Origin of the sequence: Nocardioides oceani (genome assembly GCF_030412965.1) — a bacterium.
Classification (GTDB): Bacteria; Actinomycetota; Actinomycetes; order Propionibacteriales; family Nocardioidaceae; genus Nocardioides; species Nocardioides oceani.
Genome location: NZ_JAUHJQ010000002.1, coordinates 26,498 through 48,707, shown reverse-complemented (window position 1 = coordinate 48,707; position 22,210 = coordinate 26,498). Strand labels below are relative to the sequence as shown.

23 protein-coding genes are annotated in these 22,210 nt (G+C 73.6%); 7 read left to right on the top strand and 16 right to left on the bottom strand.

Translation table 11 applies throughout. The annotated features are described in order from the left end of the window. Positions 1–127: 127 nt before the first annotated feature. The 5 genes from QWY28_RS05705 to dapE are packed head-to-tail and all read right to left on the bottom strand — an operon-like array spanning position 128 to position 3,494. Positions 128–928: a M14 family zinc carboxypeptidase gene (locus QWY28_RS05705; RefSeq protein ID WP_300951355.1), complete on the bottom strand. Its 801-nt coding sequence runs from the start codon at positions 926–928 to the stop codon at positions 128–130. A 12-nt stretch (positions 929–940) separates the two neighbouring features. Continuing rightward, complete coding sequence (locus QWY28_RS05700) at positions 941–1,366, bottom strand: hypothetical protein (protein ID WP_300951354.1); 426 nt, start codon at positions 1,364–1,366, stop codon at positions 941–943. A 15-nt stretch (positions 1,367–1,381) separates the two neighbouring features. Next, positions 1,382–1,669: a DivIVA domain-containing protein gene (locus QWY28_RS05695; protein ID WP_300951353.1), complete on the bottom strand. Its 288-nt coding sequence runs from the start codon at positions 1,667–1,669 to the stop codon at positions 1,382–1,384. Further along, positions 1,666–2,397: an LOG family protein gene (locus tag QWY28_RS05690; RefSeq protein WP_300951352.1), complete on the bottom strand. Its 732-nt coding sequence runs from the start codon at positions 2,395–2,397 to the stop codon at positions 1,666–1,668. Before QWY28_RS05690 ends, QWY28_RS05695 begins: the two co-directional genes overlap by 4 nt. Continuing rightward, complete coding sequence (dapE, locus tag QWY28_RS05685; protein ID WP_300951351.1) at positions 2,394–3,494, bottom strand: succinyl-diaminopimelate desuccinylase; 1,101 nt, start codon at positions 3,492–3,494, stop codon at positions 2,394–2,396. Before dapE ends, QWY28_RS05690 begins: the two co-directional genes overlap by 4 nt. A 94-nt stretch (positions 3,495–3,588) precedes the next feature. Here dapE and QWY28_RS05680 point away from each other — a divergent pair, with 94 nt between their 5' ends. Beyond that, on the top strand, positions 3,589–4,440 hold the full coding sequence (locus QWY28_RS05680; RefSeq protein WP_300951350.1) for an LLM class F420-dependent oxidoreductase: 852 nt from the start codon (positions 3,589–3,591) through the stop codon (positions 4,438–4,440). Here QWY28_RS05680 and ileS read toward each other — a convergent pair whose 3' ends face one another. The 3 genes from ileS to QWY28_RS05665 form a co-directional block, all read right to left on the bottom strand. Next, positions 4,441–7,677, bottom strand: coding sequence for an isoleucine--tRNA ligase (gene ileS / locus QWY28_RS05675; RefSeq protein ID WP_300951349.1), 3,237 nt, complete (start codon positions 7,675–7,677; stop codon positions 4,441–4,443). A gap of 254 nt (positions 7,678–7,931) precedes the next feature. Then, a complete protein-coding gene (locus QWY28_RS05670) occupies positions 7,932–8,747 on the bottom strand; it encodes a hypothetical protein (protein ID WP_300951348.1) in 816 nt (271 codons plus the stop codon). 46 nt (positions 8,748–8,793) lie between these two features. Further along, positions 8,794–9,276 carry a hypothetical protein gene (locus QWY28_RS05665; protein WP_300951347.1) on the bottom strand — a complete coding sequence of 161 codons (483 nt, stop codon included), beginning with the start codon at positions 9,274–9,276 and terminating at the stop codon, positions 8,794–8,796. Positions 9,277–9,444: 168 nt separating this feature from the next. On the opposite strand from QWY28_RS05665, the gene dapD reads away from it, so the two are divergent. The 4 genes from dapD (at position 9,445) to QWY28_RS05645 (ending at position 12,946) form a co-directional block, all read left to right on the top strand. Continuing rightward, positions 9,445–10,404: a 2,3,4,5-tetrahydropyridine-2,6-dicarboxylate N-succinyltransferase gene (gene dapD, locus QWY28_RS05660; RefSeq protein ID WP_300951346.1), complete on the top strand. Its 960-nt coding sequence runs from the start codon at positions 9,445–9,447 to the stop codon at positions 10,402–10,404. A gap of 43 nt (positions 10,405–10,447) precedes the next feature. Then, positions 10,448–11,410, top strand: a complete 963-nt coding sequence (locus QWY28_RS05655) for a VldE C-terminal domain-containing protein (RefSeq protein ID WP_300951345.1) — start codon at positions 10,448–10,450, stop codon at positions 11,408–11,410. 135 nt (positions 11,411–11,545) lie between these two features. Further along, the gene (locus QWY28_RS05650) at positions 11,546–11,728 is read left to right on the top strand and encodes a DUF5999 family protein (protein ID WP_300951344.1); all 183 of its coding nucleotides are present in this window, start codon (positions 11,546–11,548) and stop codon (positions 11,726–11,728) included. Positions 11,729–11,761: 33 nt separating this feature from the next. Further along, positions 11,762–12,946 carry an AI-2E family transporter gene (locus QWY28_RS05645; protein WP_300951343.1) on the top strand — a complete coding sequence of 395 codons (1,185 nt, stop codon included), beginning with the start codon at positions 11,762–11,764 and terminating at the stop codon, positions 12,944–12,946. 4 nt (positions 12,947–12,950) lie between these two features. On the opposite strand, the gene dapC is transcribed toward QWY28_RS05645, so the two are convergent. Next, complete coding sequence (gene dapC / locus QWY28_RS05640; RefSeq protein ID WP_300951342.1) at positions 12,951–14,042, bottom strand: succinyldiaminopimelate transaminase; 1,092 nt, start codon at positions 14,040–14,042, stop codon at positions 12,951–12,953. Positions 14,043–14,050: 8 nt separating this feature from the next. Next, entirely contained in the window at positions 14,051–14,377 is a 327-nt protein-coding gene (fdxA, locus tag QWY28_RS05635; protein WP_300951341.1) for a ferredoxin, read from the bottom strand. A 56-nt stretch (positions 14,378–14,433) separates the two neighbouring features. Between fdxA and QWY28_RS05630 the strand changes: the two genes are divergently transcribed. Further along, positions 14,434–15,417, top strand: coding sequence for a GNAT family N-acetyltransferase (locus tag QWY28_RS05630; RefSeq protein WP_300951340.1), 984 nt, complete (start codon positions 14,434–14,436; stop codon positions 15,415–15,417). On the opposite strand, the gene QWY28_RS05625 is transcribed toward QWY28_RS05630, so the two are convergent. From QWY28_RS05625 to QWY28_RS05600, 6 genes are all read right to left on the bottom strand, one after another. Further along, positions 15,414–16,214, bottom strand: a complete 801-nt coding sequence (locus QWY28_RS05625; protein ID WP_300951339.1) for an esterase/lipase family protein — start codon at positions 16,212–16,214, stop codon at positions 15,414–15,416. The genes QWY28_RS05630 and QWY28_RS05625 overlap by 4 nt on opposite strands. Beyond that, positions 16,208–17,068, bottom strand: coding sequence for an esterase/lipase family protein (locus QWY28_RS05620; protein WP_300951338.1), 861 nt, complete (start codon positions 17,066–17,068; stop codon positions 16,208–16,210). Before QWY28_RS05620 ends, QWY28_RS05625 begins: the two co-directional genes overlap by 7 nt. Before the next feature lie 41 nt (positions 17,069–17,109). Further along, entirely contained in the window at positions 17,110–18,831 is a 1,722-nt protein-coding gene (locus tag QWY28_RS05615) for a VanW family protein (protein WP_300951337.1), read from the bottom strand. A 239-nt stretch (positions 18,832–19,070) separates the two neighbouring features. Further along, entirely contained in the window at positions 19,071–19,439 is a 369-nt protein-coding gene (locus QWY28_RS05610) for a hypothetical protein (RefSeq protein WP_300951336.1), read from the bottom strand. Between the two features lie 8 nt (positions 19,440–19,447). Continuing rightward, positions 19,448–20,380: an N-acetyl-1-D-myo-inositol-2-amino-2-deoxy-alpha-D-glucopyranoside deacetylase gene (gene mshB, locus QWY28_RS05605; protein ID WP_300951335.1), complete on the bottom strand. Its 933-nt coding sequence runs from the start codon at positions 20,378–20,380 to the stop codon at positions 19,448–19,450. A gap of 10 nt (positions 20,381–20,390) precedes the next feature. Then, positions 20,391–21,083: a (deoxy)nucleoside triphosphate pyrophosphohydrolase gene (locus QWY28_RS05600; protein ID WP_300951334.1), complete on the bottom strand. Its 693-nt coding sequence runs from the start codon at positions 21,081–21,083 to the stop codon at positions 20,391–20,393. Between the two features lie 23 nt (positions 21,084–21,106). Between QWY28_RS05600 and QWY28_RS05595 the strand changes: the two genes are divergently transcribed. After that, positions 21,107–22,153: a hypothetical protein gene (locus tag QWY28_RS05595; RefSeq protein WP_300951333.1), complete on the top strand. Its 1,047-nt coding sequence runs from the start codon at positions 21,107–21,109 to the stop codon at positions 22,151–22,153. The last annotated feature ends 57 nt before the right edge of the window (positions 22,154–22,210 follow it).

Below are 22,210 nucleotides of genomic sequence, written 5' to 3'. Positions count from 1 at the left end.
CGTCGCCCGCGGCTGCGAGGGGCCCGGGGGGCGTCGGCGATCGTTCAATTGCGCCGTTCCAGCGCCGCCGCGACCTCGAACCGGTCCACAACCGCGCAATTGAACGATCGTGTGCGGCCGGGCCCGACTAGCGCTGCGCCCAGTCCAGGTGCGACCGGTAGCCGTCGAAGACGGCGAGCACCTGGTCCGGGACGACCGTGCGGAGCCGGCGGCGGGACGGCTTCGCGCCGTACTCGACCGTGAGCGCGGCGCCGGCGAAGCGGTCGTTGAACCAGCCGGTCATCGTGCCGTGGCAGACGCCCCCGCAGTCGAAGGTCTTCCGCGGCAGGCCGAGGTGACGGGCGACCGTGCGGGCGAAGCGGGGGCGCTTGGTGTCGGTGTCGACGCCGTGCAGCGGCTGGTGGAAGCTCAGCAGCCGGTCGGGCCGCACGTCGGCGAGGAAGCCCATCATCGCCTTCGTCTCCGGCTCCGACGCGGCCTTGGACCCGGACTCGTAGTTCCCGTCGAGGTCGGCCCACCGGTAGGGGAAGTTGCGGTTCAGGTCGACGCCGCGGGCGTTGCGGCGGGTGCCGGCGGCGAGTCCGTCGGGGTTGTACGTCGGGACGACCCACAGGTCGACGCCGACGACGGGAGCGCCGTCGCGCAGGGACCGCAGGATGTGCCGGGTGGCCGGCTCGTTGCCGTGCATCGTCGAGATCAGCACGACGGTCGGCACGTCGGGCCGGTCAGGCTCGCCGAGGTGCCAAGCGAGGATGTCGCGGCCCTCGACGGAGGTGCCGATCACCCGCGTGCCGACGACGGCGGGCCGCTCGGCCGCGCGGTCAGCGGGAGCAGGCGCCGCGGCGGCGGGCGCTGCGGGGGCGGTCGCCGCGGTGGTCAGCGCGACCGCGGTCCCGGCGACGGCGGCGAGCAGGCGGGGGAAGCGCACGACGATGCTCCTTCAGACGACCGAGGTCAGGTAGGCCCAGGTGAAGACGCAGACCCCCGCGAGCGTCCCCAGGTGGGCGAGGAGGGAGAGCCCGGGCCCGCCGGACCAGGAGTCCTCGGCGCCCTCCGACGCGTGCCGCCCCTTGCTCGGCAGCCAGCGCACGAGGATCCCGATGCCGGCGACGACGAGCAGCCACCAGAACGCGAGGCCGACGATGCCGGCGGTGTCGCCGCCGAGCGCGGAGTCGGCGGGCGCGAGCAGGAAGACGGTCCAGGTGACCAGCGCGGCGACGCCGGCCCCGGTGTGCAGGTCGAGCAGCCGCCGGCCGACCCGCGTGCGGCCGGCACCGCGGTCGGACCGCAACCGCAGGCGCGTCAGCGCGACCACGACCACCCCGAGGGCGGTCAGGACGTAGACGACGGCGACCTCGCTCGACACGCGGCGCAGTCTGCCCTACGGCGTGTGGCCGTCGCCACGCACGTCCGGGGCGTCCGCCGGCGCGACCTCGCGCTCCCGGGCCAGCCGGTCCAGCAGCGCGTCGACGTCAGCCATCCGGTAGCCGCGGAGGGCCAGGGGGAACCGCACGCGCCGCAGGTCGTCCGCGGACAGCGCGCCGCCGGCGGGCAGGTCCACCGCCGGCCGGTCGTGCTCCGGCTCGGCCATCGGCGCGCCGCGGCCCGCGGCGACCGCCGCGATGCCGCCCATCACCACGACGACCAGGATCGCGAAGAACCACATCATCGCTCGTGCCCCTCCCGCGCGGCCTGCATGATCGCGACGACCTCGTCGAGGTCGTCGGTGAGCGTGAGCATGTCGAGGTCGGCCGGCGCGATCTTGCCCTCCGCGGCGACGGTGTCGCGCAGCCAGCCCAGCAGCCCGCCCCAGTAGTCGGTGCCGATCAGCACGATCGGGAAGCTGGTCACCTTGCGGGTCTGCACCAGCGTCATCGCCTCGAACAGCTCGTCGAGGGTCCCGACGCCGCCGGGCAGCACGGCGAAGCCTTGGCTGTACTTCACGAACATCGTCTTGCGGGCGAAGAAGTAGCGGAAGTTGATCCCCACGTCGGCCCACTCGTTGAGCCCGGTCTCGAAGGGCAGCTCGATGCCGAGGCCGACACTGACGCCGCCCGCCTCGCTCGCGCCCTTGTTGGCCGCCTCCATGGCCCCCGGCCCACCACCGGTGATCACCGCGAACCCCGCCTCCGCGAGGCGGCGGCCCAGCTCCTCCCCCGCGGCGTACGCCGGGTGGTCGGCGGGCGTGCGGGCCGACCCGAACACCGCGATCGCCGGCCCGAGCTCGGCCAGCGCGCCGAACCCCTCCACGAACTCCGCCTGGATCCGCATGACGCGCCACGGATCGGTGTGCACCCATCCGCTGTCGCCGCGGGAGTCGAGCAGCCGCTGGTCGGTCGTCGAGCCGTCGACCTGGTCGCGGCGCTGGACGATCGGCCCCTTGGACTTCGACCTCATGCCGCGCCTCCCGCCGTCTGGCCCGTCTGGCCCGTCTGGCCGGTGAGCCACGCGTGCAGCTGCCGCTCGCAGCGCTCGATGTGCTCGACCGGCACGTGCTCGTCCTGCTTGTGGGCGTACAGCGGGTCACCCGGCCCGAAGTTGACCGCCGGCACCCCGAGGGCGGTGAAGCGGGCGACGTCGGTCCAGCCGAACTTCGGCGCGACCTGCCCGCCGACCGCCTCGACGAACGCCTTCGCGGCCGGCCGGTCGAGCCCCGGCAGGGCGCCCGGCGACATGTCGGTCAGCCGGACGTCGTACCCCTCGAAGAAGTCGCGGACGAACGCCTCGGCCTCGGCCTCGCTGCGGTCCGGGGCGAAGCGGTAGTTCACCTCGACGACGCACTCGTCGGGCACCACGTTGCCGGCGACGCCGCCGGAGATGCGGACCGCGTTGAGGCCCTCGTGGTACTCCAGCCCGTCGATGACCGGCCGGCGCGGCTCGTAGGCGGTGAGCCGGTTCAGCACGTCCGCGGCGCCGTGGATCGCGTTGACCCCGCGCCAGGACCGGGCGGAGTGCGCGCGCTCGCCGGTCGTGCGCACCTCGACGCGGAGCGTGCCCTGGCAGCCGGCCTCCACCGAGGCGTTCGAGGGCTCCATCAGGATCGCGAAGTCGGCGGCCATGAGGTCCGGGCGCGCCTCGGCGAGCAGCCGGAGGCCGTTGTAGGTCGCGTCGATCTCCTCGGCCTCGTAGAGCACGTAGGTCACGTCGCGCACCGGCTCCGGCACCGTCGCGGCGAGCCGCAGGATGACCGCGTCGCCGCCCTTCATGTCGCAGGTGCCCAGGCCGTGCAGCACGCCGTCCTCGAGCCGGCTGGGCAGGTTGGCGTTGACCGGGACGGTGTCGAGGTGCCCCGCGATCACCACCCGCTCGCCGCGGCCGAGGTCGGTCCGGGCGACGACGGTGTGGCCGTGCCGGACGACCTCGAGGTGCGGCAGCGCCCGCAGCGCCGCCTCGACGGCGTCGGCGATCTCCGCCTCGTCCCGGCTGACCGACTCGATGTCGACGAGGGCGGCGGTCAGCGTGACGGCGTCCAGCGAGAGGTCGAGCGTGGCCATGGGGCCATCCAACCAGCCGGGCCCGGCGCCGCCCGCTGGACAGGTGTCCAGCAGACCCTTCCGCGCGAGTGGAACACGTTCTAGTCTCGCCCCCATGCGCAACGGACTCGTCCTCTTCACCTCCGACCGCGGCATCACGCCCGCGGCCCTCGCGAAGGCCGGGGAGGACCGGGGCTTCGACACCATCTACGTGCCCGAGCACACCCACATCCCGGTCAAGCGGACCGCCGCGCACCCGGGCACGGGTGACGAGACGCTGCCCGACGACCGCTACCTCCGCACGCTCGACCCCTGGATCTCGCTGGCCACGGCCGCCGCCGTCACCACCCGGATCCGCCTCTCCACCGCGGTCGCGCTGCCGGTCGAGTCCGACCCGATCACGCTCGCCAAGCAGATCGCCACGCTCGACCACCTCTCCGGCGGCCGGGTCACCATCGGCGCCGGCTTCGGCTGGAACACCGACGAGCTCGAGGACCACCACGTCCCGCCCGGCAAGCGCCGCACGGTGCTGCGGGAGTACGTCGAGGCGATGCGCGCACTGTGGACGCAGGAGGAGGCGTCGTACGCCGGGGAGTTCGTGTCGTTCGGGCCCTCCTGGGCCTACCCCAAGCCGGTCCAGGCGCACGTGCCGCTCATCATCGGCGCCGGCGGCGGCCCGAAGACGTTCCGCTGGATCGCCGAGAACGCCGACGGCTGGATGACCACGCCGACCCAGCGAGACGTCCTCGGCAACATCGAGTCCCTGAAGAAGGCCTGGGCCGAGGCCGGCCGCGACGGCGCCCCCGACATCCGCGTGCTCATCGCCTTCAAGCCCGACCCCGCCGACCTCGCCGCGTGGGCGGAGGCCGGCTGCACCGAGCTCATCTGGGGCGTCCCGGACAAGGCCGAGGACGAGGTGCTCGCCTCGCTCGACCGGATGGCGGGCCGGCTCGGCCTCGGCGGTTGATCAGGCCTTCGCGACCGTCACCTCCGGCTCGGACGCGTCCGCGGGGACGAGCTCGAGCGAGGTGGCCAGGGTCTCGGAGGTGAGCAGGGCGCGGTGCGTCTCCGCCGCGGCCAGCACGTCGGCCGGGCCGGCGACGGTCAGCGCGATCCGGTCGGAGACCTCCAGCCCGGCGTCGCGACGCGCCTGCTGCACCTGACGGACCAGGTCGCGCGCCAGGCCCTCGGCGGCGAGGTCGGGCGTGACGTGCGTGTCGAGCACGACGAAGCCGCCGCTGCGCAGCACACCGGTGGCCGTGGCCTCGTCGGTCGACCCGGCGACGGTCTCGAGGGTGTACTCCCCCTCCTCCAGCGCCAGCCCGCCGGCGGTCACGGTGCCGTCCTCGGCCACCGACCAGTCGCCGTTCTTGGAGCCCTTGATCGCCAGCTGCACGTCCCGACCGAGCCGCGGGCCGGCGGCGCGGGCGTTGACGGTCAGCTTCTGCTCCACGCCGTACGACGCCGCCTCCTCGGAGTCCGCGGCGAGCAGGCGCACCTGCTTGACGTTGACCTCGTCGGCGACGATCCCCTCGAACCCGGCGAGGGCGGCCGGGTCGTCGACGACCACGGTCAGCGTCGACAGCGGCAGCCGGTTGCGCAGGTTGCCGGCCTTGCGGAGCGCGGACGTGGCCGAGCAGACCTCACGGACCTGGTCCATCGCGGCCACGAGCGTGTCGTCGGCCGGCAGCGCCTCGACGTCGGGCCAGTCGGCCAGGTGCACCGACCGCTCGCCGGTCAGCCCGCGCCAGACCTCCTCGGTGGTCAGCGGCAGCAGCGGGGCGACGGTCCGGCAGACCACCTCGAGCACGGTGTACAGGGTGTCGAAGGCCTCGGTCGAGTCACCCCAGAACCGGTCGCGGGAGCGACGGATGTACCAGTTGGTGAGCACGTCGAGGAACGACCGCGTCGTCTCGCAGGCGTCGGCGACGGCGTACTCGTCGAGCTGGGTGGTCATGGTGGCGACGTACTGGCGGAGCTTGGCCAGGAGGTAGCGGTCGAGCGGGTCCTGGGAGTCGGTCGACCACTGCGCGTCGTGCCCGGCGCCGTCGTTGGCCGCGTTGGCGTAGAGCTGGAAGAAGTACCAGCTGTTCCACAGCGGGATCATCACCTGGCGCACCGAGTCGCGGATGCCCTGCTCGGTGACGACGAGGTTGCCGCCGCGCAGGATCGGGCTGGACATGAGGAACCAGCGCATCGCGTCGGCGCCGTCGCGGTCGAAGACCTCGCGCACGTCGGGGTAGTTGCGCAGCGACTTGCTCATCTTGTTGCCGTCGCTGCCCAGCACGATGCCGTGGCTGATGCACGACTGGAACGCCGGCTTGTCGAACAGCGCCGTCGCCAGGACGTGCAGCGTGTAGAACCAGCCGCGGGTCTGCCCGATGTACTCGACGATGAAGTCGCCCGGGAAGTGGCCCTTCGCTCCGCCGTCCTCGGGCGCGGTCCCGTCGAACCACTCGGCGTTCTCGAACGGGTAGTGGTTCTGCGCGAAGCTCATCGAGCCCGAGTCGAACCACACGTCGAGCACGTCCGGCACGCGACGCATCGTCGAGGCGCCGGTCGGGTCGTCGGGGTTCGGCCGGACCAGGTCGTCGACGTAGGGCCGGTGCAGGTCCGGCTCGCCGTCCTTGTTGCGCGGCAGCGTGCCGAAGTCGCGCTCGAGCTCCTCGAAGGAGCCGTAGACGTCGACGCGGGGGTACGCCGGGTCGTCGCTCTTCCACACCGGGACCGGGCTGCCCCAGAACCGGTTGCGGGTGATCGACCAGTCGCGCGCGTTGGCCAGCCACTTGCCGAACTGGCCGTCCTGGATGTGGTCGGGCACCCAGCGGATCTGCTGGTTCAGCTCGAGCATCCGCTCCTTGATCGCGGTCACCTCGACGAACCACGACGAGACGCCCTTGTAGATCAGGGGCTCGCGGCAGCGCCAGCAGTGCGGGTAGGAGTGGTCGTAGGTCTCGCGCCGCAGCAGGACCGTGCCCGCGGTCACCGCGCCGACGGCGTCGCCGGTCTCGCCCCGCGTCGCGGCCTTGAGGTGGTCGATGACGTGCGGGTTGGCGTCGAAGACCTGCATGCCGGCGTACTCCTCGACGGGGTGGGTGAAGCGCCCGTCCTTGCCGACCGGCATCACCGGCTCGATGCCCTCGCGGTCGGTGACCTCCTTGTCGACCTCACCGAACGCGCCGGCGGTGTGCACCAGCCCGGTGCCGTCGGTCGTCGTGACGGCGTCGTCGGCGGGCACCACGCGGAACGCCCGCTCGTGGCCGAGGTAGTAGGAGAACGGCGGCGTGTAGGTCAGGCCGAGCAGGTCGGTTCCCTTCCCGCGCCACACGACGGTCGGCTCGTCCCCCAGCTCGCGGGCGTACGACGCCAGGCGGGCCTCGGCGAGCACGTAGCGGGTGCCCTCGGCCTCGACGGCGACGTAGTCGATGTCGGACCCGACCATGACCGCGAGGTTGCTCGGCAGCGTCCACGGCGTGGTCGTCCAGACGAGGAGCTTGGCGCCCTCCAGCTCGCCCTCGGAGGTGATGTCGTAGCCGACGGTGACGGCCGGGTCCTGACGGTTCTGGTAGACGTCGTCGTCCATGCGCAGCTCGTGGTTCGACAGCGGCGTCTCGTCGTTCCAGCAGTAGGGCAGGACGCGGAAGCCCTCGTAGACCAGGCCCTTGTCGTGCAGGCGCTTGAAGGCCCAGATGACCGACTCCATGTACTCCGGGTTCATGGTGCGGTAGTCGCGGTCGAAGTCGACCCAGCGCGCCTGGCGGGTGACGTACTCCCGCCACTCGCCGGTGTACTTCATCACCGACTCGCGGCAGGCCTCGTTGAACCTGTCGATGCCCATCTCGACGATCTCGTCGGTGGTCTTGATCCCGTTGAGCCGCATCGCCTCGAGCTCGGCCGGCAGGCCGTGGGTGTCCCAACCGAAGCGGCGCTCGACGCGCTTGCCGCGCATGGTCTGGTAGCGCGGGACGATGTCCTTGACGTAGCCGGTCAGCAGGTGGCCGTAGTGCGGCAGCCCGTTGGCGAACGGCGGGCCGTCGTAGAAGACGAACTCGTTGCTCGCGTCGGCGCCCGGGTCGCGCTGGTCGATGCTGGCCTGGAAGGTGCCGTCGGCGTGCCAGTAGGCGAGGACCCGCTCCTCGATCGCGGGGAACTGCGGGCTCGACGGCACGCCGCTCTCGGAGGTGGAGACCTTCGGGTACGTCATCGTTGCTCCTGCAGCTTCGGGATGGATCCTTCTCGAAACCACAGGGACGATCCTCCGGACCGCGGTACCACCCTGCTTGCCGGGCCCGGTGCTGCTGGGCCGACCGCTCATCTGGGGCTGTGACGGGCCTACCCGTCCGGTTCTACTGAGGACTCGCGTCCCGTTCTTCCGGAGGCTCGCCGCTGATGACGGCTCGAACGCCTGTGGGCCCAGGGTACGGCGCCGCCGCGTGCGCCCGCCAATCGGTTGCCCGGTCAGCGCGGGCGGAGCCAGACCTTGCGCTGGTCGGGGTGGACCTCGACGAAACCACCCAGCGGCGCGGCCTCGATCGTCAGGGACGCCCCGCGGGCGCGGAGCAGCTTGACCCGCAGGTAGACCTTGACGGACTCGTCGCGATAGACCCGGGCGCCGTAGACGGCGGGCTCGGTCCGGACGCCCCGTCCGGACCCGGTGACGAGAATGCCGTAGGCATCGGACCCGGCGTTCCGGATCGTGACCTCCACCGAGGTCCAGCGCCCGGGGCGCAGCTCCTTGCCCCTGACCGCGCGGATCTCCACGGCGCCGACCGGGTCGGCGATGACGTACCCGTCGTTGGTCCCCTCCCTCCGGTCGAGCACCACGCCGTCGGCGGCGACGACCGCCAGCTGGACGCAGGTCCACGCCTGCCGGCCCGCGCCACCGGTGAGGGGCAGCTCCACCCGGACCGAGGCACCCTCCCGGCTGTTCGGCCGGACCGGCTCGAACGTCGGCGTGCCGACCAGGCGCCGCACGAGGCACGTGCCGTCCTCGCGCTCGTTCCCCAGCGACACCTGGATCTCGCTGTCGGTCGCCTCCTCCGGTGCTGCACCGAGCGTGACGGTGCCGGACACGAGGCCGGGGTTGACGACGAGGTACGCGTCCTCGATCCGGTGCGCCGGCTCGGCCGGCGGCTCCGCCCCGTCCGGGCGCGTCTCGAAGCTCCACATGTCGCCCGAGGCGGCGACGGCGGGGGCCGTCGTCCCGGTGGGCAGGCCGGCCAGGAGCCCCAGGCCGACCACGAGGGACAGGGCACGAGCGAGCACGCGGGTCATCGAGGCTCCTGGTGTCGAGGCCCCGTCGGGGCCGGAGGACAAGACCTTAAGCGCCCGGCGCGTCCCGAGCGCCCCGTCGACGGACTACCCGGCGGACGTCGGCGCGGTGGAACATCTCGTCCTCCCAGGAGAACCGCAGCACCAGCCACCCGTGGACGACGAGGCCGGTGCAGCGCCGGCAGTCGCTGGCGAGCTGGTCGCGGCCGCCGTGCCACGCCAAGGAGTCGGCCTCGATCGCGATCCGGAGCCGGCGGAGGTTCCCCCCGAACCCGTCGCGGAGCGCCGAGTCCGCGACGGCCAGCGGGTCGGCGAACGGCAGGGACCTCGAGCAGTCCACGAGCGTCCGCGCCGGAGTGGTCACCCGACCGTCGCGCTCGCCCGGCGCCAGGTCCGCCCGGTGCAGGTGGACGCCGCGGGCGCCGGCGCCCCGCCGACATCGGGCCACGGTGACGTGCGGCCGGTCGGGTCTCGTCGCGAGCGGCCACCGGGGGAGCAGCGCCGCGCTGGTGGGCGGGACGACGCCCGTCACGCGGTGTGCAGCGGCGAGCGCCTCGTCGACCTGGGTAGCGCCCGGCGTCCCCGGGCCAGGCGGGCCAGGTGCTCGGGGACCTCCAGCGCCGACATGGCTCCACGCTGGCCCATCGGGGCCGTGGGTGCACCGCGTCATCCACAGGCGCCGCTCGTAGACTGCTCGACCGTGACCGACGCAGCCACCGCCAAGCCGACCACCGCCTGGGGCCACGGCCTCGCGACCGTGACCGACGACGGGACCGTGCTGGACGTGTGGTTCCCGCAGCCGGCGCTCGGCGCGTGCGACGGGGCCGAGGTGCCCGCGGAGCTCACGGCGCTCGAGGGCCGCGACGAGGTACGCCGTGTGGTCCGCGAGGTGCGGACCGTCGAGGTGGCGGACCTGCAGGCCGCGCCCACCTCGACCGAGGACGTCTGGCTGCGGCTGCACCTGCTCAGCGCGCGGCTGGTCGTGCCGCGCACGATCTCGATGGACGGCGTCTTCGGCCTGCTGACCAACGTCGTGTGGACCTCGGCCGGCCCCTGCGCGGTCGACGGCTTCGAGCTGACCCGCGCCCGCCTGCGGGCGGCCGGCCAGCACGTGACGGTGTTCGGCGTGGACAAGTTCCCGCGGTTGGTCGACTACGTCGTGCCGAGCGGCGTGCGGATCGCCGACGCCGACCGGGTCCGCCTCGGCGCCCACCTGGCCGAGGGCACGACCGTCATGCACGAGGGCTTCGTCAACTACAACGCCGGCACGCTCGGCACCTCGATGGTCGAGGGCCGGATCTCCGCCGGCGTGCTCGTCGGCGACGGCTCCGACGTGGGTGGCGGCGCGTCGATCATGGGCACCCTCTCCGGTGGCGGCACGCAGGTCATCTCGATCGGCCAGCGGTGCCTGCTGGGCGCCAACGCCGGTCTCGGCATCTCGCTCGGGGACGACTGCGTGGTCGAGGCGGGCTGCTACGTCACGGCCGGCACCAAGGTCACCGTGACCGACATGGACGGCAAGCCCCGCGTGGTCAAGGCGCTGGAGCTCTCCGGCACCAGCAACGTGCTGTTCCGCCGCAACTCGGTGACCGGCACCGTCGAGGCCGTCCCGTGGCGCAGCGAGGGCGTCGAGCTCAACGCCGCGCTCCACGCCAACTGACCCGCGGGCAGGGCCGGTTTCGGCCCGTCCGGAGACTGTCCCCATGAGGATGGGGAAGGGCGTGGCGCTGCTCGGGGCCGCCGCGCTCGGCGTGAGCGCCTACCTCGGGTGGGACGTGCTGCGCGAGGCGACGCCCTTCTCCGGCGGCGAGCAGTGCACCGCCACGGTCGACGGGCGGACGGTCCAGCTCGAGGTCGAGCAGGCCGAGAACGCCGCGCTGATCACGGGCATCGCCGTCGGCCGCGGCCTGCCCGCACGCGCCGCGACGATCGCGCTGGCCACGGCGTACCAGGAGTCGGAGCTCTACAACATCGACTACGGCGACCGGGACTCCCTCGGCCTGTTCCAGCAGCGGCCCTCGCAGGGCTGGGGCACGGCCGAGCAGGTGCTGGACCCGGTGTACGCCGCCAACCGCTTCTACGACGAGCTGGTCGACGTCGAGGGCTACGAGTCGCTGGAGGTGACCGTCGCCGCGCAGCGGGTCCAGCGCTCGGGCTTCCCCGACGCGTACGCCGACCACGAGGCCGACGCGCGGGTGCTGGCCTCGGCGCTGACGGGCAACTCCCGGGCGGCGTTCACCTGCGAGGTCGACGGCGACGCGGAGGAGGCCTCCGACGACCTCACCGCCTCGGGGCTGGTCCCCCGCGCGGACAAGGTACGGCGCGAGGTGGAGAACGTCTTCGGGCAGCAGTCGCTCGGCGGGTTCGCACCCGGCGGCGTCCGCGACGGCCACATGGAGGGCTCGACGCACTACGACGGCCGCGCGGTCGACGTCTTCTTCCGGCCGGTCGACGAGACCAACCGGGTCCGCGGCTGGGCGCTCGCGCACTACCTCGTCGCGATGGCCGACCGGCTCGACGTGCAGACCGTGATCTTCGACGACCGGATCTGGAAGAACGGCTGGCGCTCCGGCTCGGGGTGGCGCGACTACGACCCGCCCTCGCGCTCCGGTGACCGCGCGATCCTCGAGCACCGCGACCACGTCCACGTGGACGTCTTCGACTGACCCACCCGGGTGGGACAGGTCGCCGTCGGTCCAGGTTTTCCACAGATCGGCACGGTTCGGCTGCGCGAAGGGCCTCCGAGGGCGTTCCATGGAAGCCCTTCCACGCAGCCACCCGAGACGAGAGCGACCACGACGATGTGCGACCACTCCCCCGCCTGCCCCGCCCCCACCGACGCCGCCTGCTGGTCGGCCCACGTCACCGCCGACCACAGCGAGCAGGGCTGGTGCCGGCTCTGCAACGGCGTCGTCCTCTTCGACGACGGCCACTACCTGACCCCCGACGGCTCCGACCACCTGCTGCAGGTGCTGGCCTCCTGAGGTAAGCCGCGCCGGGGCGGGTACCCGTCGGGCGTGCCTGCCGATCCAGCCCCCGAACACGCCACCGAGCCCGCCACCGAGCCCGCCACCGAACACGCCGCCGAGGCCGCCGGCCCGTACCCCGTCGACCCCCGCGCCCGCGAGCGCCGGATCGGCGCCGGGCTCGGCTGGCTGGCCACCTGGTCCTGGCGCTGGGTGGGTGTCGCGATCGCGGCCGCGGTGCTCGGCTGGCTGGTCGGCATCCTGTGGCCGGCCATCTTCCCGGTCTTCCTCGCCCTGATCCTGGCCTCGGTGCTGCAGCCCGCCAGCAACCTGGTCGTACGTCGCCTGCGGGCTCCACGCTCGCTGGCGGCCGCCCTGGTGCTGCTCGGGTCGCTGGCGCTCGTGGGCGTCGGCGTCGCCGCCATCGCGCCGTCGGTCGCGGGCCAGGGCGACCAGATCGCCTCCGACGCCAGCGAGGGCCTCGAGCGGCTCGAGGAGTGGGCCGTCGAGCGGGAGCTCGTCACCGAGGAGCAGGTCACCGACGCGCTGGCCGACGGCCGGCAGCGGCTCCAGGACAGCGCCGGCTCGATCGCGAACGGGCTGCTCTCGGGCGTCAACGCGGTCACCTCGGGCCTGGTGACCCTCGCGCTGACGCTGGTGCTGACGTTCCTGTTCCTCAAGGACGGCCACCGGTTCCGCCCCTGGGCGGCGCGGATGACCGGCCCGCGGGTCGGCGAGCACCTCGACCGCGTCCTCGACCAGGTGTGGACCACCCTCGGCGGCTTCGTCCGCACCCAGGCGATCGTGAGCTTCATCGACGCGGTCCTCATCGGCATCGCGCTGGCCGTCGTCGGGGTCCCGCTGGCGGTGCCGCTGGCGGTGCTGACGTTCTTCGGCGGCTTCGTGCCGATCCTCGGCGCCTTCGTGGCCGGCGCGCTCGCGGTGCTCGTGGCCCTGGTGTCGGTCGGGTTCCAGGGCGCGCTGATCATCCTGGCGGCGATCATCATCGTCCAGCAGCTCGAGGGCAACGTGCTCCAGCCGTGGCTGCAGTCGCGAGCCATGCAGCTGCACGCCGGCGTGGTGATCCTCGCCGTCACGCTCGGCTCGACGCTGTTCGGGATCGCGGGCGCGTTCCTCGCGGTGCCGGTCGCCGCGATGGCGGCCGTGGTGCTGCGCTACCTCTCGGGGCTCGCCGACCCGCCGACGTACGCGACCGAGCCGCGCGGCGAGGCGTGAGGGGTCAGGCCAGGCGTGCCGCGGCCGCGGCGACCCGCTCGTCGGTGGCGGTGAACGCCACCCGGACGTGCCGGGCGCCGGCCGTGCCGTAGAACGAGCCGGGCGCGACCAGGATGCCGCGCTCGGCCAGCGCCGCGACCGTGTCCCAGCAGTCCTCGTCGCGGGTGCTCCACAGGTAGAGCGATGCCTCGGAGTGGTCGACGCGGAAGCCGGCGCCCTCCAGGGCGTCGCGCAGCACCTGCCGGCGTGCGGCGTACCGGCCGTGCTGCTCGGCGGCGTGCGCGTCGTCGTCGAGGGCGGCGGCCATCGCGCGCTGCTGCGGGCCGGGCATCTGCAGGCCGAGGTTCTTGCGGACGGCCAGCAGCTCGCCGACCAGCGCGGCGTCACCGGCGACGAAGGCGACGCGGTAGCCCGCCAGGTTGGAGCGCTTGGACAGCGAGTGGACGGCGAGGATGCCTTCGGTCGAGCCGCCGCAGACGTCCGGGTGCAGCACCGAGACCGGCTCGGCCTCCCAGGCGCACTCGAGGTAGCACTCGTCGGAGACGAGGATCGTCCCGCGCTCGCGGCACCACTCGACGACCTTGCGCAGGTGCTCGACGGGCAGCACCCGGCCGGTGGGGTTCGAGGGCGAGTTGAGCCACAGCAGCTTCGGCACCTCCGGCCCGAAGGCCGTCAGCGAGTCGGTCGCCACCGCGCGGGCGCCCGCGAGCGCCGCACCGACCTCGTAGGTCGGGTAGGCCAGCTCGGGATAGCCGATGAGGTCGCCCGGCCCGATGCCGAGGTGGACCGCCATCGAGCCGATCAGCTCCTTGGAGCCGATCACCGGCAGCACCTGGTCCAGCCCGAGGCCGGTCACCCCGTGCTTGCGCTCGAGCCAGTCGATCGCCGCCTGCCGCGTCTCGGGGCGGCCCACCGTCAGCGGGTAGCCCGGTGAGTCCGCGGCCGCGCGCAGCGCCTCCTGCACCACCTCGGGGGTGGGGTCGACCGGCGTGCCGACCGAGAGGTCGACGATGCCGTCAGGGTGCTGCCGGGCCTGCTCGGCGTACCGGACCAGGTGGTCCCACGGGAAGTCCGGCAGCCGCGAGGAGACGCTCAAGGAACGGCTCAGTGGTCCTGGTTCTGCGGCTCGAGGCCCGCGATGAACGGGTGGTCCTTGTCGATCTCACCCATCTTGGCGGCGCCGCCCGGCGAGCCGAGGTCGTCGAAGAAGCCGACGTTCGCGGTGTAGTAGTCCTTCCACTGCTCCGGCACGTCGTCCTCGTAGAAGATCGCCTCGACGGGGCAGACCGGCTCGCACGCACCGCAGTCGACGCACTCGTCGGGGTGGATGTAGAGCATCCGCTTGCCCTCGTAGATGCAGTCGACGGGACACTCGTCGACGCACGCGCGGTCCTTGACGTCGACACACGGCTGCGAGATGACGTAGGTCACCGGGTCCTCCTGGGCGCAAAGGGATGCACGTACTGGAGCAACCCTAGTATCCGGACGTGGCCGTTCCGTCAGAACCCCAGGATGTGGGCGCGGGGGCCGCCCCCGCGACCGGGCAGCACCTGCTCGGACCGCACGTCGTCGGCCAGCGCGTGGTGGTACGTCGCGTGGTCCCCGGCGAGGTCGGCCCGACCGGGGGGCCGGCGTTCACCGACCTGCTCGGCACCTGCCTGGCGTGGACGCCCGGCCCCGGCGGCTCCTGCGTGCTGCAGCCCGACGCGCGCGCCGGCGAGCCGATGCCCGAGCCGGTGTGGCTCGCGCTGGCCGACATCGTCTCCGGCAAGCCGGTGCCGCCGCGGCCGAGCCACCGCCTGCGGGTCGAGCCGCGGGAGGCGCAGCTGCGCGCGCTGGCGCTGTGGCCCGACCTGGTGACCGAGGAGCTCGACGGCTGGCTGCTGCGGCACTCCCCCGCCTCGCCGAACCGGCGGGCCAACTCGGTGCTCGCCCTCGGCCCGCCCGGGTGCGGTCTCGAGGCGGCCGAGCAGCGCGTGCTGGCGTTCTACGCCGCCACCACCGGGCGGCCGGTCGCCGCGGTGCTCGTCGACGGACAGGAGGAGGCCGCGCTGCGCGGACGCGGTTGGGTGCTGGAGAGCGACGACGCGGACACGGTCTTCTCGGTCGCCGGGGTGGCCGCGGCGCGCCGCGCCCTGCGGGCCGTCGGCAAGGTCGACGGCGAGGGTGAGGTCGAGCTGGAGCAGCTGGCGCCGGGGGTCGTGCGCGCCGACCTGCCGGGGGCGTCCGGCGTGGCGGCGTACGACCGGGACTGGGTGGGGTTCCGCAGCCTCCGGGTGGACCCGGCGCACCGGCGGCGGGGGCTCGGCCTGCGCGTCATGGCGGCGCTGCTCGGCTGGGGCGCCGAGCAGGGCGCGACGACGGCGTACCTGCAGGTGCTCGCGGACAACGCGCCGGCGCTCGCGCTCTACGACCGGCTGGGGTTCGTCGAGCACCACCGGTACCGCTACCTCGCGCTCGAGGAGCGCTAGCAGCCCAGGCCCGCGAGGCGGGCCGGCCCGCGGCGGCCGAGCGCGTCGAGGGCGACCCCGATGGCGACGTCGCTCGACGGGAGCAGCAGGTGCTCGGAGAGGTCGCCGGCGCAGAGGTCCTGGACGGTGACGTTGGTGGTCCGCGGGCCCGGCGCGAGGAGGCCGGAGGTGTGCGGCAGGACCACCTCGTCGTACCTGGTGGTCACCTGCGTCCAGCTGACCCGGCCGGGGGTCTCGTCGCCGGCGTTGAGGTCGCGCAGGAACGTCGAGCCGGCGGCCTGCTGGCGGCAGGCCGGGCACGAGACGCCGGAGCCGACGAGCGGGAACGTCGAGCCGTGGTGGGTCGCGGCCAGGCTGACCACGTCGTCGACGACGCGGGCGCCGCCCAGCCGGGCGACGTAGTAGCGCGCGAGCAGCCCGCCCTGGGAGTGGCCGACCAGCGAGACCTTCGCGGCGCCGGTCGCGCGGAGCACGCGGCGTACGTAGGCGCGGAGCTCGACCGCGGACAGCGTGACGTCCTGGGTGCCCTGCTGGCCGTACTCCAGCGACCACACGCACCAGCCCGCGTCGGTCAGCGCCGTCGACATCCGCTCCCAGCCGTAGCTGCGGTCGCCGAACGTGCCGTGCACCAGCACCACCGGGACCGGCCGCTGCGCCGATGGTCGGCAGGACCAGTCGTTGGCGCCGGGCGGGTCCGGGTCGAGGACGGGCGTGCTCGCGCCGACCGGACCGGGCGCCAGGGCGACGAGGCAGGCGAGCGCGCCGGTCAGCAGCACGACGAGCAGGCGCCTCAGCACGGCGGCCGGAAGTCCTTCCGCGCCGGACCCGGACGGGTCAGCGCGTCGAGGGTCCAGGCGATCGCGGTGCGGCTCATCGGGATGAGCAGGTGCTCGGCGAGGTCACCGGGGCAGGAGTCCTGGATGGTGGTGTTCGTCGTGCGCGGGCCGGGCTCGAGGTAGCCGGACAGGTGCGGCACGACGACCTCGTCGTAGGCCGTGGTCACCTGCGTGTAGCTGACCCGGCCGGGCGTCTCGTCGCCGGCGTTGAGGCGGGTCAGGAACGGCGAGCCGACGGCCTGCTGGTTGCAGGAGTAGCAGACCAGGTCGAGGACCGGGTTGGTGAGCAGCGCGAGCCCGGTGCCGCCGCTGAGGACGGTGCCGTGGTTGGACGGGGCCAGGCCGACGAGGTCGTCGACGACCTTCGCGCCGCCGAGGAACTTGATGTAGTGGCGCGGCATCATCCCGCCCTGCGAGTGGCCGACCATCGACACCTTCGCGGCGCCGGTCGCGGCCAGCACGCGCTCGGTGAACCGCTGGAGCTGCTTCGCGGAGGTGGCGATGTCGCCGGTCCCGCGGTTGCCGTAGTCGAGGGAGTAGACGCAGAAGCCCTTCGCCTTGACCGCGGCCGACAGCGGGTCGAGCAGGCTGCGGCGGTCACCGATCGTGCCGTGGACCAGGATGACCGGCGTAGGCCGCTTCGCGGTCGGGCGGCAGTCCCAGTCGTTGGCGCCCACCGGGTCGCCCGGACCGCCGGGCAGCGGCAGGGGGAACCCGGACGGCGCGGCCCCGGCCGGGCCCGCCGATCCGACGATCGCGAGCGGGGCCAGCAGGAGCAGGAGGGCCGAGACGACGGCCGCGAGGGGTGCGCGCACGTCTAGACCAACGACGCGGAGCGCCCGCGGTTACCGCCGGGTCACTCGCAGACGACCGTGTCGGACGGGGTGTACGTCGTGTGGAAGTTCTCCCGCCTGACCACCTCGTCCTGGCCCGGCTCCTTGAAGTACCGCACGACGTCGACCTGGAAGCCGGAGTAGCCGGTGTTCGGGTAGCAGTCGTCGGTGCTCAGCGTCCGCGTCTGCGGGGGCGTGAACGCGTAGCGCTCCGAGGTGGTGGTCTCGATGTCCCAGACCTTGGTCGACCACATCGAGACCGTGACGACGCCCTGGCCACCCGGGGTGCTCGGCGTGACCTCGGCGTCGATGAGCACGCCGTACGGCGTGTCGTTGCGGAAGCGCAGGTCCACCGCACCCCACGCGACCGTCGCCTCGCGGCCGACCGGGTAGCGGTCGATGTAGAAGGAGTGCGGCTTGTGCTCTACGTCCTCCAGGCCGGCGAAGAACATCGCGTTGAACAGCGTCGTCGCCATCTGGGAGACACCGCCACCGAGGTCCTCGACGAGGATGCCGTCGTTGATGACGAAACCCTCGGTGAAGCCGTTCTCCGCGGTGCGCTCCCCGACGGTGTCGTTGAGCGAGAACGTCTCTCCCGGCTTCAGCACGGTGCCGTCGACGATCTCGGCCGCGCGGCCGATGTTGATGTTGCGGTAGTCCGCGTGGGGGTAGTAGGTCGTGAACGTCGAGACCTGCTCGGTGATGCGCAGCTTCCGGGCGTCCGCGGTGGTGAACTCCGGCTCCGCGACCCGGGCCTCGACCTCCAGGCGGCGCTCGTCGCCCTCGCGGGTGACCAGGTCGAGGAAGGTCTCGCGCACGTCCCCCGGGTCGTAGGTGACGCCCGGCTCGGCCGGGACGACCTCCGGCTCGCCGCCGACGAGCGCCACCGTGGCGTCGACGGGCGCGCCGTCGTCCCCGACGGCGTCGCCGACCAGCTTCTCGAGCGCCTGCTCGTCGACCTCGGGGACGAGCTCGCCGTCCTCCGGGGCCAGCGCCAGGACCTCGGTGAACTCGCGCGGCCGCAGCTGCACCGGCGCGTCGCCGAAGACCAGCGTCACCGGCGCCGAGACGGCTGGGTTCGCGAACTCCTGGACCGCCGTCCGCACGTCCGCCTCGTCGATCTCGGGCTCGACGTCGACGAGGGGCAGCTCGACGCTCGGGTCCTCGGAGAGGTACGTCGCCGCGAGCTCGTCGCGCAGGGCGTCGACGTCGACCTCCTGCCCCGCGCGCGGGTCGGTCGTGACGACCCGGCCCGCCTCGAACCGGACCGCGCCGTCGCGCGCGGGTCGGCCGACCTCGCGCTCGACCGGTGCCAGCGCCTCGGCGAGCGCGCTGTCGTCGACGGTCACCACGGCGTCGAGGTCGTCGCCGTCGGTGTAGTAGGCCCACAGCCGCCGGGGGTCCCAGGACCGCCCGCCACCGGCCTCGGCGACCGACGCCTCGTGGTCGACCGCGAGGCCGGCCGCCGCGGGGTCGAGCTCGAAGGAGCCACCCTCGGCGGTCAGCGTGACCGGCCGGTCCGCGCGGTCGGCGAGCCCCTCGCGCAGGGTGCGGACCGCGGCGTCCGGGGTCCGGCCGCCGATCGGCACGCCCGCGACGGTCGTGCCGCGCGGCACCTTGTCGCCGGCCAGCGCGTAGGCCACGACCCAACCGACGCCGACCAGGACCACCAGCCCCAGCAGGACGAGGAGGACGGCGCGACCGCCGGCCTTCTCGCGGGACGGGGCAGTCTGGGGCTCGCTCACGCCCGCCATCCTAGGAAGGTGGGCCATCCGCGGCGGGTTCCGGTTGTCTCCGGTGGGGTCCCTGGCGCACACATTCGTTCAATTGCGCGGTTCTGTCGGGGTGGAAGCGCTCCCAGGCGTCCACAACCGTTCAATTGAACGATCGTCGACGTCCGGACCGGTCCCGAGCCCGGTCCCGAGCCCGACGATCCCGGGGCACGCCGCGCCCGCGATCCGTGCTCCGGAGCGCGCACCGTCGTTCATGTGCCCGGTTCCGACGCCGGAGCCGCCCGACCCGGCCGCGGCAGCGTGGCGAACGAGACGACGAGCAGCACCAGCGCCAGACCGAGCAGCAGGTAGCCCGCGCCGCCGGCCGGCACGACGAAGTCACCCTCGGGACGCTCCTGCAGCACGGCGGCCAGCCCGGCGGCGTACGCCACGGCGAAGGGGGGCCTGGTCGACCAGCGCGCGGGCAGGGCGAGCACGGCGGCCACCGCGGCGGCGGCGCCCAGCAGCAGGCCCCACCACAGCTGGTGCAGCGCCACCGTCGCCACCGCGACCGCCAGGCCCAGCGCCGCGCAGGCGACCGCGGCGGCCACCAGCAGCACGACCGCGCCGAGCGCCCTCATGCCCGCCGTCAGAGGCCGGCGAACAGGTCGGTCTCGAGCCCGTCCTCGCCCACGGGGCCCGGCGTGCCCTTCGCGATCCGGTAGAACTCCAGCCCCCAGGCGGTCGCGCCGACGTTGTTGCTGAGCGCGAAGAACGGACCGTCCGTCGTCACCTGCGTCGGATAGGCCTTGAGCGCGGCCATCTTGCGGTCGACGAAGTCGGTCGCGTCCACGCCGGCGGCGAGGTTCTCGTCGGGGGTGACGAAGTGCGGGAGCGGCCCGTCGGGGTCCATGCCCTCGAACGACGTGGTGTCGCCGGCCTCCCGGAGCATCCGCAGGCCTTGGCGCATGCGGCTCTCCGACATCGCGCCCCAGTAGATCTTCGCGACGTCCCACGGCTCGCCGAGCTCGAGACGGTACGACGGCACGGCCGCGAGCTGCGCGGCGTACATGGCGACCCGGTGGGCCTGGATGTGGTCGGGGTGGCCGTAACCGCCGAACTGGTCGTAGGTGACCAGGACCTGCGGCCGGACCTCGCGGATCACCGCGACGAGGTGGTCGGCCGCCTCGGTGAGGTCGGCGTTCCAGAAGGCGTTGGGGTGCTTGGCGATCACCTCGGGGTCGCCGATGGCGTGGCCGTCGGGATGCCAGGCCATGCCGGAGTCGCGATAGGTGCCGAAGCCGCCGAGCCAGCGGTGGTCGGTCACGCCCAGCTCGGCCATCGCGTCGGCGATCTCGCCGCGGCGGTGCTCACCGAGGCGGTCCTCCTTGTCGGCGGCCAGGTGCTCGAGCTCGGGGACCAGGATCTCGCCCATCTCGCCGGCCGTGCAGGTCACGAGCGTGACGCCGCGGCCCTCGGCGACGTACTTCGCCATCGTCGCGCCCTGGCCGATGGTCTCGTCGTCGGGGTGGGCGTGGACGAGGAGCAGGCGCTGCTGGGGCTGCTCGGGGCGGTCGGCCATGGTGGTGATCCTAGGGTCGCTTGATCCGGCGCGGCTGCGTCGGGAGGTCGAGGGGTGAACCCGCGGCCGGTCCGGTGTGTTCCGCGCCGTCGTCGGCGTCCAGCCAGCCGTCGTGGTCGTCGACCAGCAGCTCGAGGGCCACGACCGGCGCGTCGGTCAGCACCGCCCAGGGGTGGTCCTCGTCGTCGTCCTCGCCTGCGAGCCGCTCGCGCTCGACGTGCGCGTCGTACCCGTCCTGGCGCAGGCGCCGCACCACCCGGGCCGCGTCGTCCTCGTCGAAGAACACCGCCCGCAGGGTCGGGCCGGCCGACCGCAGCTCCCGGGCGATCTCGGCCAGGAACGGGCGGTCGGGCTCGAGCCAGTCGACCTCGTCGAGCTCGTCGGGCCCGAGCCACCGCAGCCGGTCGTGGGTGTCGTCGCGGGGCTCGGGCTCCTCGGCGTCGCCGCCGATCCGCACCAGGGCGGCCGCGAGCTCGTGGGTCCCGCTGATGGGTACGACGCCGTCGAGCCACCGCACCACGTCGACCTCGACGCCGAGCTCCTCGGCGAGCTCGCGCTCCAACGCGGCCTCCGGCCGCTCCCCCGGCTCGACCTTGCCGCCGGGCAGCTCCCAGCGCCCGGCCGCCTCCGGCGGACGGGTACGACGTGCAGCGAGCACGCGACCGCCCCGGACGATCGCGGCGCCGACGACCCTGGTCCTCACGACGCTGACTCTAGATTCGTCCCATGCACGGTGTGCACCTGACCCGGACCGCGGAGAACGTCGCCGAGATCGACGCGCTCGCCGCGCGGCTCGCCCCCTCGGGAGGCGGCCGCGTCCCGCTCGCGGAGTTCCTCGACGACGTACGCGCCTCGGGCCGGCGCGGACGGCGCGGGCCGCTGGGCCGGCTGCTCGGGCGTCGGGTTCGGCGGTCGTTCACCTGGGACGCCACCGACCGCCGCGACCCCCTCTGGTGGCCGCAGGGCGTCTCCTCCTCCGCCGACGCCACGGCCTCCGGTCTCGTCGAGGGCCGCCGGGTGCTGGTGGTGTCGTGGTACGCCCACGGGTCGGGTGAGGACCGCCAGGGCTCCCGGCTGACCTTCGTCGACCTCGACACGCTCCGCTACCGGCACGTGCTGCTGGTCGTCCCCCGCGCGATGGACGGAGAGGCGCACCTCGAGCCGCTCCGGGTGCACGCCGGCGGGATCGTCTGGCGCGGTCCGTACGTCCACGTCGCCGCGACCGGGCGCGGCTTCGTCACGGTCCGGTTGGACGACCTGATGTGGGCGCCGGTCGAGGGCGACTCGCTGTTCGGCTACCGCTACGTCCTCCCGGTCCGCCTCACCCACCGGGCGGCGGCCGACGAGGGGATCGAGCGGCTGCGCTACTCGTTCCTCTCCCTCGACCGGTCCGTCGAGCCGCCGGGCCTGCTCGCCGGCGAGTACGGTCGTCGCCAGCAGACGCGGCGGCTCGCGCACTACCCGCTCGACGAGGCCGGGCTGCCCGTCCTCGACGAGTCCGGAGTGGCGCGCCCTGTGGGCCTCGACGACGCCGGTCTGGCGGGCATGCAGGGCGCGGTCACCGCGGCGGGCTCCTACGTCGTGACGGCCTCGCACGGGCCGTGGACGCCCGGGTCGCTGTACGCCGGCCGGCCCGGCGCCTTCCGGCGCCACCGGTGGGCGCTGCCGATGGGGCCCGAGGACGTGACCTGGTGGCCCTCGGACGACCTGCTGTGGACGGTCACCGAGCACCCGCGCCGCCGGTGGGTCGTCGCCGTCCGACCACCCGGCTGAGGAACGAGACGACCGGCCGCCCTCCCGAGGGAGGACGGCCGGTCGGTGGTGGCCCCT